We start from the raw sequence: 17664 nt of genomic DNA, 5'->3' as shown, positions 1-17664 counted from the left end.
TAATAGTCCTACTCAAAATATAAATGGAAATTACTCCACCTTTCTAGAGAATGCGTCCCATTCTCAATGAAATTCCAAGTCTCTGCATAATCTCCAGGAACTGCGAAATTCTTGGACTTGATAAATTCAAGAAATGCTTCTGGAGCGTCGCCATACAGGTCATCGAATTGGTCGGCCAATGCGTTCTTTTCGCTGGTAGTTAATTCTTTGGCTTCGTTATGTAAAACGTGTTCCTGGTTTCGCGAGAAATAGAACATCTTGTACGGTTTCTTGTTGATTTCCGTTTTGCTTCTGAGAAGTTTTACAAGACTTTGCTTCTTTTGGTTGCGTTCTACAATTTTTTCAACATCATTGGTTTGAATGTTCTGTAGCGTGTATTGGACGTGCGCTGCATCGGGATTATTGATGACTGCGGCATCGGGAATAAATGCGCCATCGGTATCAATCAGGTGAACGACTTCCAACAAGTCGGAAGCCTTGAAATGGTATCTTTCTTGCGTGGACTTCACAATTTCGTTGATACGGCGAATCACGTTTGATGCGTTGACATCGTCTTTCGTCGTGATGTCCCCTTCGGTGATGGCGAAGTGAATCTTTTCATTGCTGAGAATAGTGTCAAGGACTGTACCCAACGCCGTCTTGTCGGTAATCCCCTCGACAATGAACAAGATGACTTTCTTAGTTTTTCCCATTGACGATTTTCCCCGCCTTTCTGAACGCTCTGGCAATCTTGAAGTGGTTAGTTTCCTGATAAATGGGGTCTTTTTGTCCGCCGAGGCTGATGCTTCTCAGATAAACGCTGCGCGGATTGTTGTTCGTTTGTAATCCGGAAAGTCGTGTGTAACGATTTTCGGGGTTCGTCGTCGTGAAAATTAGGGATTCCTTCTTGATCATTTCCAAGGGGCGCAGGTTGTGTGAGGTGAACAGCAGTTTGCCATTCGCCTTCTCCTCGATAATCTCGAGAATTTCACCCAACAGAAATTCGAAAACACCCGCATCCAGTTCATCAACGGCTAGGAATGTCGAGGGATTGTTATAAACTGAGATGAGCAGACTAAGGATAGAGATAATCTTTTTGATGCCCTCGGATTCAAACAAGAGCGGAATGGCGGGATTGTCATCCCTTTGGGAGAGCAACTCGAAGCGGACGCCTTCTTTTCCATCGGGAGTCTGTTGCGGACCTTCGTTTTGCACAACAACCTTCAATCCGGGAACAATTTCTTGAAGAACGATATTTAACTCGGTGAAGGTGTTATTGATAATGCTGAATGTCGGTTTGTCGGTAACAGTCGGGCTAGTTAGAGACAGCTGGATAGTTCCGTACGAAAGATTTTCTTTTTCCTTATGTTTGAAGTTGAACGGAAATGAGAAATCAAGATTGAAAGGACCGTTGCCATTGTTCCTGATGACAAAGAGATTTTCTTTAGCAAAATGTTTCAGTAGCTCAATTGTGTTAATTCGTTCAATATCGACAAGCTGCGACTCTCTGGCAATTTTGGAAAAGTCGTTTGAAAAAATAAACGACCGCCTTTCTTTGCCGGCGAGTTCTTTAAGAACGCCGAGCTTGATGGCGTAATCTTTATTGGTTGTAATTGCTTTCCAGTCTGCGGCCGGAGTCAACCATTGCGTTTCGTTGTTCTTTTCATACTTGATAAGAGTCGTTTGCTTTTTGTCAGGAACTTTTTCGACTAGCTGTTCTGCTACAACCTGCAAGCCACTCTCTTGGTTTAATTCTACAGAAAAGGTGTAGCTTAGTGTTTTGACTATTTCATCATTTTCAAAAACATTGAACAGGAACGTGCATTCGGAGGACTTTTGCCCACGAAAGATATAGTGAGCTGCTTTCGGGTTCAGGGAGTCCCCTCTGGCGAGACATTGCAAAAATTCAAGAGCATTGATAATCGCCGTTTTGCCGGAACCATTTTGACCATAAACGCCCAGAACGTGGTTCTTGAATTCAACGGAACCATGGACCACGTTTTTGAAGTTGTTTAGCGTAATGGACTGTATCTGTATGACTGACATAGTGTTATTCCCGATTTCTATACAGAAAATAGCAAATTGTATCAAAAAAAGATAAATTTTATGAAAATATTATTGAAAAATGATACAAAATGTATTGAAAGTCAATGATATTTTCATTTTTGACGGTCTGATTCGGGGTTGAAATGGGGAGAGCGCAATTCATCTGACGCTGTAAATTTGCAAAATATTTTACAAAAACGATACAAAATGTATAGAAATTTAGAAATAATTTTAGATTTTGCAAATCTTGGATACCTTCAGTGGTTCACGGAAAACTACCTCAAAAACTACCCTGAAAAACCCCTACCTCACAACCTTCACCCGTTTCCCGTTCTTGAGCTGGTGCGTGGTGGCGTCGGGGTGGGTGTTCTTGCGGCCAACGAGAGTACCGTCGATGCGGTAGGTTTCAACGGGGGCGATGGTGACGCGGTCTTGTGCCTGCGTCCAAATTCGCTCGACGCCGCTGGTATCGCGGGCGCTTGAGTCCGCAGTGGTCGCGCTTGCCGTCACGGCGATGGAATCCGTCGATACGGTGAAGTTGTCGTAGCGGATAAAGCAGTCGTGGGTGGGGGCCCATTCGGCGCTGCTTCCGCCGTGGAATGTGGAAAGGTAGAACTTGTCGACCTTCACGGTGTCGTAGTCGCGGAGCCTGAGGGTATCTACATCCAGCGCGAGTTCTCCATCAAACCATGTCTGTATGCGTCCGTTCTTGTCGCCGTTGCCGGGAGAGGCAATGGTATTCATGCTTACCTTGTTCACAATGCGGTGCCAGGTACCGGTGGTGAATTTTTTTTGCGGAATGGTGCCGTTCAGGTCCCACTTGAAGTCGTCACCGTATACGGACTCTTGCCCCATAAAGTAGATGAGCTGCACGGCGTTGCCGTCTTTGCGCCACATGATGCGCGCACTCCAGCCGTCGCCGGTTTCGGGCATGGCGTTGCCGGTGTAGCACTTGCCGCCGCATAGGCCGGGGAGCTTGCCGCCCAGCTGGAACTCGAATCCGTCTTCAAAAAATATGTCGTAGGCGCTCCACATGGTGTCGGCGGTTTTCACGAGGGGCTGGATGATTTGCCCAGCGCAGGCGGGCGTGTCGTTGTCGTTCGGGCCTACGCAGCCCTTGGGGTACTTGAGTTGCAGTACGTTGCCGTGTTCCTCGCCGTCGTAAACGATCTTGGAGTTTTCGCCATTATTCTTGTCCATGGCGTACCACCAGCTTTTGTCGTAATCGTTGCGCTTGAAGTCTTCCTTGGCCTCAGCATTGCCGTACACGCCGACTTCGCGGTTCTCGAAGTTTACGAACGAGACGGTGTCAGCCGCCGTCTGTGCAAATGCGGCCGGGGCAATCGAGGCGACCGCAATGACGAACATCGCCACAGAAAAGGTGTTACGAATTTTTGCGCTCATGCTTTTAAAATAATCTTTTCTGGCTGGTATTAAACTATCTTTTTAACGTATGGCCAATTTACTTGACGAAAAGCGCATTGAAACTGGCACGAACCTTGCCGCAGACTCTGCTTCCTCGGAGCAAGCCTCTGCCGCTTCGTCCCAGACTCCTTCTTCCGCACGTATCAAGCGTATGCGCGGGTGGTTGGGCGTGAAAAGCACTTCGTCGTTGGGCGGTTATGATGATGGCGGTGGTGGTGTCGTCTATGGAGATGGGCATTCCGGCTGGAATCGTTAACGTATAAATGAAAAAATCCCTCGGTTTGAACCGGGGGATATTTTTTGGATCCTATCGGGTTCTGCGAACCCTCCAGGATGACATCCGCGCGCATCTCGTTAACGCGCGGCGCTTCTCGCTTTTGCGTCTCGCGGCACTTGCCGGCCGCGATTCTCACATGACACTTCTTTCGTCTGTAGCCAGCGAAGCTGGCGACCTCTCGACTAGTAGCGGTAGTGATCAGCCTTGTACGGGCCTTCAACAGGCACGCCGATGTAGTCGGCCTGGGCCTGCGTGAGGCGGGTGAGGTGAACGCCGAGCTTTTCGAGGTGGAGGCGTGCGACCTTTTCGTCGAGGATCTTCGGGAGCGTATAGACGACGCCGCTTTCGTACTTGATGCCGGCGACAGTGTCCTTGCCCTGGGCGTTGAGCCAGAGGTCGATCTGTGCGATGGTCTGGTTCGTGAAGCTTGCGCTCATCACGAAGCTCGGGTGACCGGTAGCGCAGCCGAGGTTGAGGAGGCGGCCTTCGGCAAGCACGAGGATGCTGTGACCGTCGGCGAAAATCCATTCGTCGTACTGCGGCTTGATTTCGTTCCTCTTGATGCCCGGAATCTTCTTGAGGCCAGCCATGTCAATTTCGTTGTCGAAGTGACCGATGTTACCGACGATAGCGCGGTTCTTCATTTTTTCCATCTGGGCGGCAGAGATGATGCCGGTGTTGCCGGTGGTGGTCACGAAGATGTCGGCGTAGCTAACGACTTCGTCGAGGGTCTTGACTTCGTAGCCTTCCATCACAGCCTGGAGTGCGCAAATCGGGTCGATTTCGGTGATGATCACGCGGGCGCCTTGACCGCGCAGTGACTGTGCACAGCCCTTACCCACGTCGCCGTAGCCGCACACGACTGCAATCTTGCCTGCCATCATCACGTCGGTGGCGCGGTTGATGCCGTCGATGAGGGAGTGGCGGCAGCCGTAGAGGTTGTCGAACTTGGACTTGGTCACGGAATCGTTCACGTTGATGGCCGGGAACTTGAGGCGCTTGGCCTGAGCCATCTGGTACAAGCGATGCACGCCGGTGGTGGTTTCTTCGGAAACGCCCTTCAATGCTTCGCGGGCGCGGGTCCACTGCTTCGGATCCTTTTCGAAAATCTTGCGGCAGGTGGCGAGGAACACGCCCCATTCTTCGCTGTCGGTTTCCGGGTTGAAATCGGGCACCTTGCCGGCGTCTTCGAATTCTGCACCGCAGGTCACGAGCATGGTGGCGTCGCCACCGTCATCGACGATGAGGTCTGCGGTCTTGCCGTCCGGCCATACGAGTGCGCGGGCGGTGTTTTCCCAGTATTCTTCCAAGGATTCACCCTTCCATGCGAAAACAGGCACGCCCTGCGGATTGCTCACGCTGCCGTTCTTGCCAACCACGACGGCGGCTGCGGCGTTGTCCTGCGTACTGAAAATGTTGCAGGAGACCCAGCGCACGTCTGCGCCGAGGTCCACGAGCGTTTCGATGAGGATGGCGGTCTGCACCGTCATGTGGAGGCTACCCATGATGCGGGCGCCTGCGAGCGGCTTCTTGCCTGCATATTCCTTGCGGAGAGCCATGAGGCCCGGCATTTCAGTTTCGGCGAGGTCGAGTTCCTTGCGGCCTTCGATCGCAAGGTTGATATCCTTAATTTTGTATTCCATAAAGAATCCTTTGTTTTGCGGCACGGTTTTAGCGACCATCTCGTAATAGCTGCAAACCGCGCATTTCTTATTTATGCGTAAATATAGTTATATGCATAAATGTGGTCAAGCCTAAAATTTAATCCGAGTCGTATGGATCCCCTCCCGTTGGTCGAGGATGACAAGATTTACTCCATGAACAGCATCCCGCGGAGGCGCAAGCCCCTTTCGCGTTGGTGCTTTTCGTTTTCCCATTGGGCGAACTTGATGAATTCTACTTCGAATCGGGCGCCCTCGGTTTCGAGGACCTTTATGTCCTTATCAAGCCAGTTTTGCTTTGGTACGTAGAAACTGAAAACCTTGCTGCTTGTCGAGTCAATGTCCTTGAGCGGATAATCGAAAAATAGCGTGTCGTTTCGCGTTATGAGGTCTTCGTGTTTGAACGTGTAATCCACGTATGCGAATTTGCTGAAATTTTCGGGCATCGTGTGGAGTTTGTCGTTTTCAACAGTCCTGCTAATGGAACGGTACTTTTTGGAAATATCCACCAGATCACTTTCCTTGGGAAAATACTGATAAAGTTTTTCGATAGATCTGTAATGGAGTTTCTTCACTTGGTAGGCGATGATGCTTGCCGTGTGTCCGTCCTTTTCCCAGAGGTTCGAGAAAAAATTCTTTGCTTCTTTTTCGCTGAGCGGGTATTTGTTGTATCCTTCGTTTACGAGCGTTTTCTCGATGTTTTTGAGCCACGCGTTGCGGATGATATTTGTTTCGCTGAAAGGGCCAATCAAGGATACTGTAGCTATCACGCAGAGAATGATGGCTACATATTTAGATGGAATGGTTTTGGTAATGCAGTCAAGTATAACGACTATGCATGAGAAAATGCAAAATGCTAATGCGTTAAAACGGCTAGGTGTAATGCCGTATTCCGAAATTCTTTGGATAATTGCAATTGTTGCTGTGACAAAGGGGAAAATGCAAGTGTAGGAGAGAACTCTGGCGATTGTCTTTTCAGAAGAATGTTCGGGTTTTATAATTGCTGGATAATATTCGTTTTGGATGATGAGCACGCAAATTAAGGCTACGTATGCCAGGGAAAAGATTGTTCCTGTTGGGAGATTCCATTGTTGCAGGGCTGTGATGTCATAAATATGGACGACGACGATATAAATGGCGTAAAGTGGTAAAAATATGTGTTTGATGCCGTCAAAAGAAAAGCTGAATTGCCTTGATTTTATCTTCAATTTTATGGTGGTTGTAAAGTTTTTTAAAGTCGGATTTTCTTCGATGCATTTGTCAATGGACGGAATGCCCGCCATGCACAGGACGGGAAATATTGTGAAGACAGAAAAAAAGAATGTTAACGCCAGTGCGCTTAAGCCGGGGTCTCTGCTTCCATTAGATAATGCGATAATTGCAACTAAGAGTGCAAATGTTACAATGATAAATAAAACTGTAACCCAAAAAGACATGAGGACTGGGGCGCATATCTTGTTATGGAAAAACCATAATGCGTTGTCGTTTTTTTGATTCCAAAACGGGCCGAAACACGCGGCTAATCCAATAATGCAGTAAATGTATATGATTGTATGGCCTATGGATTGTTTGTCGCCAAAATTATCAGTAGAGACGTAAAGAATACTGAGTGTAAATGAAATGACAAGCCAGCTCACGCTTGTAAGAATTTGCGGCGTTTTGCGAGTGCTTTTTCGCGACTCCTGAATGAGCGATGTCGTGAGGGCGATGAGCATGGCTGCGACAGGATAAAATGTGGCCCAGAATGGGAATAAATGATCGCGAATAGAAACTAAATTATAGTCTCTGATTGTAAATAAGTAGCAGAACGCAATTGACGACAAGAACGCAAATGCAATGGCGAGCGGGAACCGCTTGAACGCGGCCAAAATCAAGCTTGGGTATTCTTTGAGTAATTTCAACATTTGTTTTTTTAATATAGATATTTACTTTATAAACAGTAACCCGTCGATTCTGAGCGATTGTCCGGTTTTGGACCATTGCTCCGTATGCAATTCCCTAATCCCTATTATAGCGCTGTCCGTTTCGATGGTGTTTAAGGAATCTATCTCAAGTTCTTGCTTGGTGATGCGGAAATCGTAAGTGGAATGCTTTGAAGTGTCTTGGTCATCTGTAATAGTGATTAAGAACGAGAGCGTGTCGCCACGGTATTGGAAATCGTCGTTATCGAAATCAAGATTTATGAAGAATGCTTGTTTTACGCCTTGGGGAATCTTAAGCGCATTCTGGTTGACGTTGCTGATGCCTGCTTCGAAGGAATCGAATATTTCGGTGGTGTCTTCGCTTGCACTCTTTTTCATGGCATCTCGGACGAGTCGGTCGATGTCCTCTAGAGATCGGTCTGTAGAAAAATATTTGGAAACGCTTGCGTTTTCAGAATTACTTGTCGAGAGTATATACGAAAGGATTTTTCTTGAATCGGAATCGTTGTTGTTCCTGAGCATCTGTATGAATTTTTCGGTGCTTGCTTCGTTCAGCGGAAATTCGGTGTAGCCTTGTTTGGTAAGTTCGTTTTTGATTTTATTTTGCCAAACGTAATTGATGCTATTCGGTGCGCTTAGTGGCCCTACGCAGACGATGAGGAGTATGGCGCAAAAGGCGATGGCCATGTATTTGGACTTGCACTCGATTTTTTTGATGAGCAGTATGGCGATGGCGATGTAGAAAAAAATGTTGGTCGCGATAAGGTAGATGATCAATTCGTCTATTTCGTCGGACATCAACTGGAATATGGATAAGGTCATCAAGAGGACGAGAGGGGATATGGCGATGGGGAAAATTTCGAGGACTTTCTTTTCAAGAGTCGGATTGGAATTCAGGCGAGACGGGTACATGACGATGTTTAACGCCAGCATGAAAACCATGAAGGTGACGACGAGCCAAATGATGACTTCGTACGGAATGTCCTGTATGATGAAAAATTTGAGGATGTAGCAGTAAAAGAGCGCTATGGAAACGGCGAGTACCGGGATGAATAAAAATTGGCAAATGCTTGTGACGAATTTGCTTGACGTGGGTGTTGTCTCCAGGCATTCGTCGATGGTTGGGAGTGTCGAAAAGAACAAGAGCGGAAGTACGGTGCTCGTACAGAAAATGAATATGTATAAGAAAGGTCTTTCGGAAGGGTCTGTAAAACCAAATAGGCCGAAGAATCCTAGAAAGAGGAGTTCCATTGCAAGAAGTAGAAGCCCTGCAACGATTGTGGCGACGACGAGAGATTTAACTGTTTTCGTCAGGTGGACCCAAAAGGCGTTTTCGTTTTTTTGTTTAAAGAATGGTGCGACGAATAGGCCCAAAAAGATTGTCGTGTGTATGAAAACGAGCGCTCCTATGGTCTGGCTCATTTCGTAATCGTTTAATGTGTTTGGATAGAGGACTATCAACCATGAAATGACAAACCATGCGATGCCTGTGATGACTTGGATTTTGGGGTTCCTGTTTTTTAGGGCTTCTTGAACGAGTGAAGTGTCGAGGGCGATGAACATAGCTGCGATGGGATAAATCGCAAGCCAGAGTATGAATCTGGCGGATTGTTCGCTGGGAATGTTAAAGCTTTCACAAACAATTAAGAATGCGATGGTCGAGAATACGGCAAATAATGATGCAAGCGGGAATCGCTTGAACGCCGTCGAAATTTGGTTCGGGTATTTCTTGATTTTTGCAAAGTCCATAATTTACTCCAGGAAGAGGAATCCGTGGATGTTGAAATAGCTCTCTTTTTTGTCGTCTTTTATGATATTGACGTCTAATTTTTCGACTCCGATTTTAGCCCCTTCGGTTTCAAGGAATCGCACGTTTTTTTGCTCCAGTGCTTCTTTTGTTACGAAAAACTTCAAAGTCTTGTCGAGGTTTTTGGGCTTGAGCTGGAAAAAGAGCGTGTCGCCCTGGAATTCGTAATCCTCTTGACGGAAGGTCTTGTAAAAGTAAGAGACTTTGGATACGTTTTGAGGAATGTCGAAATAGTTGTCTTTGGGCTCACGAATAGCTGCTTTGAGGACTGAGGCTTGCTTTTTTGTGTGATGCGGACTGTCAATATGTAATATTACAATGCCATGATCTACGTATTGGGCGAGTTCCTTGTCACCTCTTATATTGAGTGTTTGTATTCGCGAAAGGACCATTTTTATGTGAGGGATGTTGTTCTTGGCCTCTAATCGGTTGATAAATTCTCTGGAGTCCTCGTCGTTTAGCGGAAATTTGTTGTAGCCTTCTTCGACGAGAGCGGTCTTGATGCTATTTATCCATACGCGGTGCGTGACATTAATGGCGCTCAGCGGGCCGTTTGTGGCGATAAAGAACATGCTGCAAAAAACGATGGCAATGTACCTGGATTTGCACTTGATTTTGTCTATGAGCAAAATGGCAATAATGATGTAATAGAAGATGTTGATTGCCGTGATGTAATAGCGGCCTTCTGAAATCCCGTAATCGGAGATTCTGCGTATAATGCCGACGGACATCAAAATGACGAGGGGGATGCAGGCGGCGGGGAGAATTTTCAGGAGTTTCTTTTCGAAAGATGGCTTGGGGTTGATGCGTTCGGGGAGCATCTGAGTGACTCGCAGAAGCATGAGTAACATGGATGCCGAAACGAGATAGGAGACCATTCCTTTGGGCATTTCCCATTGGATGATGATTTTTGCGATGTAGGCGTAAAGAAGTAAAATATAGAGTGAGACGACAGGTAAAAAGATGAATTTGTTTGTGCTGGTCTGGAATTTGTTCAATGCGGGTGTTTCTTGCAGGCTCTCGTCAATGGAAGGGATGCCGGAGAAGAACAAGATGGGGAATATGGTGCATGAACTGATAGTCGCCGAATAGACAAAAGGTCTTACAGACGCCTTGATGTCGAACAGGTTAAAAAATCCGAATAGGAGTCCATCAATTGCGGCGAGCAGGACCGCTGAAATGGCGGTGGCGACGACAGCGGCTTTGGCGTTCTTCATCAGGAATATCCAGAATCCGTTTTCGTCTTTTTGCTTGAAGAATGGCGCTACGAAAATGCTCAAGAACGATGTAGTGTAAATAAATAGCCATGTAGCCAAGACATAAGTGCGTTCGGTATCATTGTTGGCCGAAAAATGGTAAAAGACTAGTGCGATGGAAATGGCTAACCATACGGCCTCGGCGACGGCATGGGGGATGACGCTGAATTTTTTTCGGGATTCCTGGACCAGCGAAATCGTGAGGGCTATCATCGTGGCTGCAGTTGGATAAATAGACAGCCAATAAAGTAATTTGCTATCGGTTAGCTCATGGTTGCCTTCATAAACGTAAATGAAAGCGATGGTCGCGAAAATGGCAAACGCCGCTGCAAGCGGGAACCGCTTGAACGCCGTCGAGATTTGACTCGGGTATTTCTTGATTGCTGTTAAGTCCATTTCCTTCCCTCCTCTTGTCATGCCCGCGATTCTCGCGAACGTTGTCATGCCCGCCACCGCGCGGGCATCTCCCTTACTTACCTTCTCGCTCGTTGCGTTCCTTTTTAAGTTGCTTCAACTGCGCGAGTTTTTCACCGAGCGCCTTTTCGCGTCCGTAAGGCTTGGGTTCATAAATCGTCGTCCCGACAAGTTGCGTGGGCAAGTGCTCCTGCGCAGAGTAGCCGCCCGGACTGTCGTGATCGTACTCGTAGCCGTTTCCGTAGCCGAGTTGCTTCCCGACGCGTGTCACTGAATTGCGGTAGGCACGCGGCACGGGGAGCGTGCCGGTCTGCTTCACGATGGAATCGGCCTTCATTCCCGCAAGTTCAACGCTGTTGCTCTTGGGCGCAAGCGCCAAGTAAATCGCGAGCTCGTCGAGTGCAATCAAACCTTCTGGGATTCCCATAAAATCGTATGCTTCGCGAGCGCTTGTTGCAAGCAGTAGCGCATTCGGGTCTGCAAGGCCTACATCTTCCATGCTCATGCGCATCAGGCGGCGCAAAATGAATCGCGGGTCTTCGCCACCCTGCAACATTCTGTGGAGCCAGTAAAGTGCCGCATCCGGGTCGGAACCGCGTACGGACTTGTGCAATGCCGAAATGAGGTTGTAATGCTCTTCGCCGCTCTTGTCGTAACGCAGAGGTTTTTTGTACTGGAATTCTTCGAGCAGTTTCTCGTCGATCTTCTTGTTGTCGCCGAGGTTTTTGCCAATCCATTCGAGCTGGTTCAGCAAAAATCTTGCATCGCCTTCGGACTGTGCAATGAGTTTGTCGACAACGGCGTCTTCAACTTCAACATCCTTGAGCTGGAGGCCGCGCGGGTGATCTCGCAATGCGCTAAAAATCAAAGTGCGCAAATCTTCTTTGCTTAATGGAGCAAAAAGGATCAGCTGGCAACGGCTGAGCAAAGCCCCGTTCACCTCGAAACCCGGGTTTTCCGTAGTCGCGCCAATAAGCGTTACCGTGCCGTCTTCCACGGCGCCGAGGAGCGCGTCCTGCTGCCCTTTGTTAAAGCGGTGGATTTCGTCGATGAAGAGGATTGTGTCCATGAACGCCTTCTTCATCTGGCGAGCGTCCGCGAGAACTTCCTTGACTTCCTTCACACCGCTTGCAACTGCCGAGAGCGCGACAAAGCGCTTCTTGGTATGCTGGCGGATCACGTGGGCGAGGCTCGTCTTTCCGCAACCCGGAGGTCCCCAGAAAATCATGCTGGGGATGGAGTCGTTTTCAAGACTCTTGCGCAACAGACTCTGCTGTCCAAGAATCTTGTTCTGTCCGAGAAACTCGTCCAGGTTTTGCGGGCGTAGGCGTTCTGCTAAAGGGGCGTCCATGGTTATACTATATAAAAATTAATCGCTAAAAATCTTGTCTTCGACTTTCTTGATGCATTCAGGCTTTTCGCGTGTCGGGACTCCGCCTTTCGTGAATACGTGTACGGAATAACCGGTTGTGCAGAGTTCGCCGTTCAAGGTCACCTGGTAGAGGAACTTGTACTTGCAGCGTCCATCGTGTACGAGCTTTGTTTCAACATCGACAAAGTCGCCAAAACGGCACGGGCGCTTGTACTGCACGTTGAGTTCGAGAACCGGGCTTGCGAACCCTTCGCGTTCCACTTCGTCGTAGGGGGCGCCTACAGCGCGGAAAAAGTCCACGCGGGCCTGTTCAAACCAGATGGGGTAGGTGGCGTGGTGCACGACGCCCATGGCGTCTGTTTCTGCATAGCGGACTTGAATGCGGGTCTTGAAAGAAAAGTTGTTTTCCATGTGTAATTATATAGAGGGTGGATTAAGTTCAGACAACAAATTAGAAATCAAGCCCGCCCGTCATCCTCGACCGTGAGGGAGGGGATCCATTATTTTTCATTACTTGCAATTGGCGGGCATCTCCTTGTGTTAGTGTAATTTACGAGACAAATATAGAAAAATTTCCAAAAATTAGTGCTCATTTTTTCACTTAAAAATCTATCAACACTCAACTAACACTCTTTACGCTAGTTTGTTTACGTGTATTTTGAAAAATTTCATTTTTTTTCAAGAAAAAACGCAATTCTTGTTGACAAGACCAGGTAAATCTTATTAAATTTGCCACGCTTTAGTTCCTCAAGTGAACTGAGGCGAGAAGCGCCAAAGTAGCTCAGCTGGTAGAGCAGCTGATTTGTAATCAGCCGGTCGTAGGTTCGATTCCTATCTTTGGCTTTACATAATGGGTCGTTGCCCGAGTGGTTAAAGGGGACGGACTGTAAATCCGTTGGCTTACGCCTACCGTGGTTCGAAACCACGACGGCCCACGACAATCAGCCCTACGGTGTCTAAGGCATCGTAGGGCTTATGCCCAGGTAGCTCAGTGGTAGAGCACTTCCTTGGTAAGGAAGAGGTCTCGGGTCCGACTCCCGATCTGGGCTCTCACTAAAATGGAGATAGAATAATGGCAAAAGAACATTTTGACAGAAGTAAGCCGCATTGCAACATCGGCACCATCGGTCACGTTGACCACGGTAAAACCACTCTTACTGCAGCAATCTGCACGACTCTCGCTGCTAAGGGTCTCGCCGCTGCAAAGCGTTTCGATGAAATCGACAACGCTCCGGAAGAAAAGGCTCGTGGTATCACGATCAATACTTCTCACGTCGAATACACCACCGCTAACCGTCACTACGCACACGTTGACTGCCCGGGGCATGCTGACTATGTGAAGAACATGGTGACTGGTGCTGCTCAGATGGACGGCGCTATCCTCGTCGTTGCTGCTACTGACGGCCCGATGCCGCAGACTCGCGAACACATCCTTCTCGCTCACCAGGTTGGCGTGCCGAAGATCGTCGTGTTCATGAACAAGTGCGACATGGTTGACGATGCTGAAATTCTCGACCTCGTCGAAATGGAAGTTCGCGAACTCCTCTCCAAGTATGACTATGACGGTGACAACACCCCGATCATCCGTGGTTCCGCACTCAAGGCTCTCGAAGGCGATCCGGAATACCAGGACAAGATCATGGAACTCATGGACGCTTGCGACACCTACATCCCGCTCCCGCAGCGCGATACCGACAAGCCGTTCCTCATGCCGATCGAAGACGTGTTCACGATTACTGGCCGCGGCACTGTCGCTACTGGCCGTATCGAACGCGGTGTCGTTCGCCTCAACGACAAGGTTGAACGTATCGGTCTCGGTGAAACCACCGAATACGTCATTACCGGTGTTGAAATGTTCCGTAAGCTCCTCGATGACGCTCAGGCCGGTGACAACGTTGGCCTCCTCCTCCGTGGCGCTGAAAAGAAGGACATCGTCCGTGGCATGGTGCTCGCAGCTCCGAAGTCTGTCACTCCGCACACCGAATTTAAGGCTGAAATCTACGTTCTCACGAAGGACGAAGGTGGCCGTCACACGCCGTTCATGAATGGCTACCGTCCGCAGTTCTACTTCCGCACCACCGACGTTACTGGTACGATCCAGCTCCCGGAAGGTGTCGAAATGGTTACTCCGGGTGACACGGTCACGATCCACGTGAACCTCATCGCTCCGATCGCTATGGAAAAGCAGCTCCGCTTCGCTATCCGTGAAGGTGGCCGCACGGTTGGTGCAGGTTCTGTAACCGAAATCATCAAGTAATCAGGATAAAAAATGCCTAGAGAACTCATCGTGCTTGAATGCACAGAATGCAATCAGCGCAACTATGATTGCGACAAGAACAAGCGTCTTCATCCTTCCCGCGTGGAATACAAGAAGTACTGCCGCTTCTGCCGCAAGCATACTGTTCACAAGGAATCCAAGTAAGGAAGTCCGAATAGGTCGATAGCTCAATTGGTAGAGTCACGGTCTCCAAAACCGTTGGTTGGGGGTTCGAGTCCCTCTCGACCTGCTCACTTCCCGGAGAAAAAATGCGTAAGGTTCAGCAATATGTATCAGAATCTGTCCAAGAACTGAAACAGGTTACTTGGCCCACCTGGGAAGAACTGAAGGGTTCTACTCTTGTTGTAATGCTTTTCAGCGTTATCATGGGATTCTATATTGCAGGACTTGATTTTGTTCTCTCTTTGATTGTAAATCTTATTATGGGTAGAGGTTAATGTATGTCCATGCAATGGTATGCAGTCCACACCTTTACCGGACAAGAAAACAATATCAAGAAACGCCTTGAGCAAATGATTGAACGCGAAGGCGTTCAAGATAAGTTTGGACGTATACTCGTACCTATCCGCGAAGTTGTTTCCAACGTTCGCGGTAAGCGTCGTGTTAGCGTCCAAAATTTGTTTCCTGCATATATCATTATTGAAATGGAGCTGGACGAGCTCACCCAGCACCTGGTGTCCACCATCAATGGTGTCACCCATTTCGGCGGAATGACTCGCGCTTCTCGAGTACCTATTCCGCTTCGTCAGAGCGAGGTCGATCGTCTTCTGGGTGTTGATCCTGAAAACTCCATCGAAGGCGAGATCCAAATTCCGTATACAATTGGCGAAAATGTCTGCATCAAGGAAGGTCCGTTCAAGGGCTTTGTGGGCGTCGTAGACGAAATTATGGAAGCCAAGATCAAGGTCATGGTTTCCGTTTTTGGTCGTTCTACGCCAGTCGAACTCGCCTTTAACCAGGTTGAATCCGCCGACGCATAATTGATTACGGTCTTTGAAACGGAGATAATACAGTGGCAAAGAAAATCACAGGTTATATTAAGCTCCAGATTCCCGGTGGCGCAGCTAACCCAGCTCCGCCGGTAGGTCCTGCCCTTGGTCAGAAGGGCGTGAACATCATGGAGTTCTGCAAACAGTTTAACGCTAAGACTCAGAATGACAAGGGCATGATTGTGCCGGTCGTCATCACGGTCTACGCTGACAAGAGCTTCACCTTCATCACGAAGGTCTCGCCGGTTCCGGCCCTCATCAAGAAGGCTACTGGCGTGCAGAGCGGCTCTGGTGAACCCAACCGTAAGAAAGTTGGCAAGATCACTCAAGCCCAGATCACGGAAATCGCCCAAAAGAAGATGCCGGATCTAAACACAATCGACCTCGAAGCCGCCAAGCGCATGGTTGCGGGCACTGCTCGTTCCATGGGTATTGAAGTGGTTGACTGAGGCAGGTAATTCACCGTTACGTATCTGACAGGAAAATTTCATGTTCAGAGGAAAAAAATACAAAAAGATTGCTGAATCTTTCGATCGCACCAAGGCGTACGATTTGAAGGAAGCAATCGAAATACTCAAAAAGTCCGAATTGAAGTTCGACCAGACGGTCGAAGTACACTTCAATCTCGGTGTGGACCCAAAACATTCCGACCAAGTGGTTCGTGGCACTGTCGTGCTTCCGCATGGTACCGGTCGTCAGGTCCGCGTCTTGGTGTTCTGCAAGGACAACAACCTTGAAGTTGCCAAAGCCGCAGGTGCTGACTACGCTGGTGGTGCCGACTTGGTTCAGAAGATTCAGGAAGGCTGGCTGGACTTCGACGCCGTCGTTGCTACTCCCGACATGATGCCGGTGATTAGTAAGGTCGCACGTGTCCTCGGTCCTCGTGGTATGATGCCGAGCCCCAAGGCTGGTACGGTGACTGTTAACGTCGCTCAGACCGTCAAGGAACTCAAGGCCGGTAAGATTTCCTACCGCGTTGACAAGGGCGCTAACGTCCACGCTCCGGTTGGCAAGCTTTCCTTCACTGCCGATCAGCTCGTTGAAAACGCGAAGTCTGTTATCGACTCTGTTGTGAAGAACAAGCCTCAATCTTCTAAGGGCACTTACATCAAGAGCCTCACATTGACGGCTACGATGGCCCCGGGCATCAAACTTGATATGGCACTGACGCGCTAGGAGAAACCATGAAAGCTGTAGTTAAAAAACAACAGACCGTGGACGCGCTCGTCGAGTCCTTCAAGGGCGCTACCGCCGTCTATCTGCTCAATTTCCAGGGCATCACTGTCGATAAGGACAATGCCCTCCGCAAGGCCCTCGCTGCTAAGGGTGTCAAGTACCACGCTGTGAAGAACACTCTTCTCAAGCGCGTTCTCGAAGCACTCAAGGTTGAAGGTCTCAACGACTCCCTCACTGGCGCAACGTCTGTGATGGTCGGTTTCGAAGAAGACCCGCTCCTGCCGGCTCGCGAAATTGAAGCATTCCACAAAGCAAACCCTGATTTCTTGGTTGCCAAGAGCATTTACCTTGATGGCAAGGCAATGCCGGGCTCCGAAGTCGTGAACCTCTCCAAGATTCCGGATCGTAAGGGCATGATCGCAATGATCGTCTCTATCGCTCTCGGACCTGGCTCCACGATCGCCGGTCAGCTCAAGACCCTCCAGGAAAAACTGGAAAAAGAATCGGGTTCCGAAGCAGCCCCTGCTGCAGCGGAAGCTTAACAACAAACCACAAACCAAAAATTTTAAACGGAATAATCGGAGAAACACATCATGGCAACTGATATCAAGGCATTGGGCGATCAAATCGTTGGTCTTACCCTTCTCGAAGCCAAGGCTTTGGCTGACTACCTTAAAGAAACCCACGGCATCGAAGCCGCTGCCGGTGGCGCTGTAGTTATGGCTGCAGCTGCTGCAGCTCCTGCTGAAGAAAAGACCGAATTCGACGTCATCCTCGCCGAAATCGATCCGGCCAAGAAGATGGCTATCCTCAAGGAAGTTCGCGCTATCACGGGTCTCGGCCTCGCTGAAGCCAAGAAGGTCGTCGAAACTGCCAACAGCGTCATCAAGGAAGCTGCACCGAAGGCTGACGCCGAAGCTCTCAAGAAGAAACTCGAAGAACTCGGAGCAAAGGTTACCCTTAAGTAATGCTTTTGCTGCATTAATTCTTCCTTACCAATTGCCTGCACAACAGTGCGGGCTTTTGGTGTTTTTTGACTATTATTAGGCTCTTCACCGGATG

18 protein-coding genes, 4 tRNA genes and 1 pseudogene are annotated in these 17664 nt (G+C 48.7%); 13 read left to right on the top strand and 10 right to left on the bottom strand.

The features are described 5' to 3' along the window. Positions 1-8 precede the first annotated feature (8 nt). The 3 genes from B7982_RS07405 to B7982_RS07395 all read right to left on the bottom strand — a co-directional run bounded on the left by B7982_RS07405 (position 9) and on the right by B7982_RS07395 (position 3429). Complete coding sequence (locus tag B7982_RS07405) at positions 9-692, bottom strand: hypothetical protein (protein ID WP_088660189.1); 684 nt, start codon at positions 690-692, stop codon at positions 9-11. After that, on the bottom strand, positions 679-2025 hold the full coding sequence (locus B7982_RS07400; RefSeq protein WP_088660188.1) for an AAA family ATPase: 1347 nt from the start codon (positions 2023-2025) through the stop codon (positions 679-681). The genes B7982_RS07405 and B7982_RS07400 overlap by 14 nt, the downstream gene beginning before the upstream one ends. Before the next feature lie 303 nt (positions 2026-2328). Further along, positions 2329-3429: a polysaccharide lyase gene (locus tag B7982_RS07395; RefSeq protein ID WP_233138431.1), complete on the bottom strand. Its 1101-nt coding sequence runs from the start codon at positions 3427-3429 to the stop codon at positions 2329-2331. 49 nt (positions 3430-3478) lie between these two features. Between B7982_RS07395 and B7982_RS07390 the strand changes: the two genes are divergently transcribed. After that, positions 3479-3706: a hypothetical protein gene (locus B7982_RS07390; RefSeq protein ID WP_088660187.1), complete on the top strand. Its 228-nt coding sequence runs from the start codon at positions 3479-3481 to the stop codon at positions 3704-3706. A gap of 203 nt (positions 3707-3909) precedes the next feature. Here the strand turns inward: B7982_RS07390 and ahcY are convergent, their stop codons facing one another. From ahcY to B7982_RS07360, 7 genes and pseudogenes are all read right to left on the bottom strand, one after another. Continuing rightward, a complete protein-coding gene (ahcY, locus tag B7982_RS07385) occupies positions 3910-5370 on the bottom strand; it encodes an adenosylhomocysteinase (protein WP_088660314.1) in 1461 nt (486 codons plus the stop codon). A 167-nt stretch (positions 5371-5537) separates the two neighbouring features. Beyond that, positions 5538-6158, bottom strand: coding sequence for a hypothetical protein (locus tag B7982_RS15070; RefSeq protein ID WP_233138443.1), 621 nt, complete (start codon positions 6156-6158; stop codon positions 5538-5540). A 36-nt stretch (positions 6159-6194) separates the two neighbouring features. Beyond that, positions 6195-6824, bottom strand: a pseudogene (locus B7982_RS15065) (DUF4153 domain-containing protein); the annotation flags it as partial. Positions 6825-7313: 489 nt separating this feature from the next. Then, positions 7314-9059, bottom strand: coding sequence for a DUF4153 domain-containing protein (locus B7982_RS07375; RefSeq protein ID WP_088660185.1), 1746 nt, complete (start codon positions 9057-9059; stop codon positions 7314-7316). 3 nt (positions 9060-9062) lie between these two features. Then, the gene (locus B7982_RS07370; RefSeq protein ID WP_158212981.1) at positions 9063-10769 is read right to left on the bottom strand and encodes a DUF4153 domain-containing protein; all 1707 of its coding nucleotides are present in this window, start codon (positions 10767-10769) and stop codon (positions 9063-9065) included. A 73-nt stretch (positions 10770-10842) separates the two neighbouring features. Further along, a complete protein-coding gene (locus tag B7982_RS07365) occupies positions 10843-12138 on the bottom strand; it encodes a replication-associated recombination protein A (protein WP_088660183.1) in 1296 nt (431 codons plus the stop codon). Between the two features lie 18 nt (positions 12139-12156). Continuing rightward, a complete protein-coding gene (locus B7982_RS07360; RefSeq protein ID WP_088630085.1) occupies positions 12157-12570 on the bottom strand; it encodes a thioesterase family protein in 414 nt (137 codons plus the stop codon). Positions 12571-12929: 359 nt separating this feature from the next. Between B7982_RS07360 and B7982_RS07355 the strand changes: the two genes are divergently transcribed. The 12 genes from B7982_RS07355 to rplL all read left to right on the top strand — a co-directional run bounded on the left by B7982_RS07355 (position 12930) and on the right by rplL (position 17570). Next, a tRNA-Thr gene (locus B7982_RS07355) sits at positions 12930-13002 on the top strand. Positions 13003-13011: 9 nt separating this feature from the next. Continuing rightward, positions 13012-13094: transfer RNA gene (locus tag B7982_RS07350), tRNA-Tyr, on the top strand. A gap of 42 nt (positions 13095-13136) precedes the next feature. Further along, a tRNA-Thr gene (locus B7982_RS07345) sits at positions 13137-13208 on the top strand. Between the two features lie 23 nt (positions 13209-13231). Next, the gene (gene tuf, locus B7982_RS07340) at positions 13232-14416 is read left to right on the top strand and encodes an elongation factor Tu (RefSeq protein ID WP_074209359.1); all 1185 of its coding nucleotides are present in this window, start codon (positions 13232-13234) and stop codon (positions 14414-14416) included. 12 nt (positions 14417-14428) lie between these two features. After that, positions 14429-14581 (top strand): 50S ribosomal protein L33, encoded by a 153-nt coding sequence (rpmG, locus tag B7982_RS07335; RefSeq protein ID WP_014545993.1) that lies wholly within the window; start codon positions 14429-14431, stop codon positions 14579-14581. A gap of 12 nt (positions 14582-14593) precedes the next feature. Further along, positions 14594-14666: transfer RNA gene (locus B7982_RS07330), tRNA-Trp, on the top strand. 19 nt (positions 14667-14685) lie between these two features. Further along, positions 14686-14874, top strand: a complete 189-nt coding sequence (gene secE / locus B7982_RS07325; protein WP_088660182.1) for a preprotein translocase subunit SecE — start codon at positions 14686-14688, stop codon at positions 14872-14874. A gap of 3 nt (positions 14875-14877) precedes the next feature. After that, the gene (nusG, locus tag B7982_RS07320) at positions 14878-15417 is read left to right on the top strand and encodes a transcription termination/antitermination protein NusG (RefSeq protein ID WP_088640951.1); all 540 of its coding nucleotides are present in this window, start codon (positions 14878-14880) and stop codon (positions 15415-15417) included. A gap of 32 nt (positions 15418-15449) precedes the next feature. Then, positions 15450-15875: a 50S ribosomal protein L11 gene (gene rplK, locus B7982_RS07315; protein ID WP_014545990.1), complete on the top strand. Its 426-nt coding sequence runs from the start codon at positions 15450-15452 to the stop codon at positions 15873-15875. A 40-nt stretch (positions 15876-15915) separates the two neighbouring features. Further along, positions 15916-16602 carry a 50S ribosomal protein L1 gene (gene rplA, locus B7982_RS07310; RefSeq protein WP_088660181.1) on the top strand — a complete coding sequence of 229 codons (687 nt, stop codon included), beginning with the start codon at positions 15916-15918 and terminating at the stop codon, positions 16600-16602. A gap of 8 nt (positions 16603-16610) precedes the next feature. Continuing rightward, positions 16611-17144 (top strand): 50S ribosomal protein L10, encoded by a 534-nt coding sequence (gene rplJ / locus B7982_RS07305; protein ID WP_014545988.1) that lies wholly within the window; start codon positions 16611-16613, stop codon positions 17142-17144. A gap of 51 nt (positions 17145-17195) precedes the next feature. Next, complete coding sequence (gene rplL / locus B7982_RS07300; protein ID WP_015731969.1) at positions 17196-17570, top strand: 50S ribosomal protein L7/L12; 375 nt, start codon at positions 17196-17198, stop codon at positions 17568-17570. Positions 17571-17664 lie beyond the last annotated feature (94 nt).

The sequence above is a fragment of the Fibrobacter sp. UWB2 genome, assembly GCF_002210425.1.
GTDB lineage: Bacteria > Fibrobacterota > Fibrobacteria > Fibrobacterales > Fibrobacteraceae > Fibrobacter > Fibrobacter elongatus.
The sequence above is the reverse complement of the archived record's forward strand: the minus strand, read 5'-3'. Positions and strand labels throughout refer to the sequence as shown.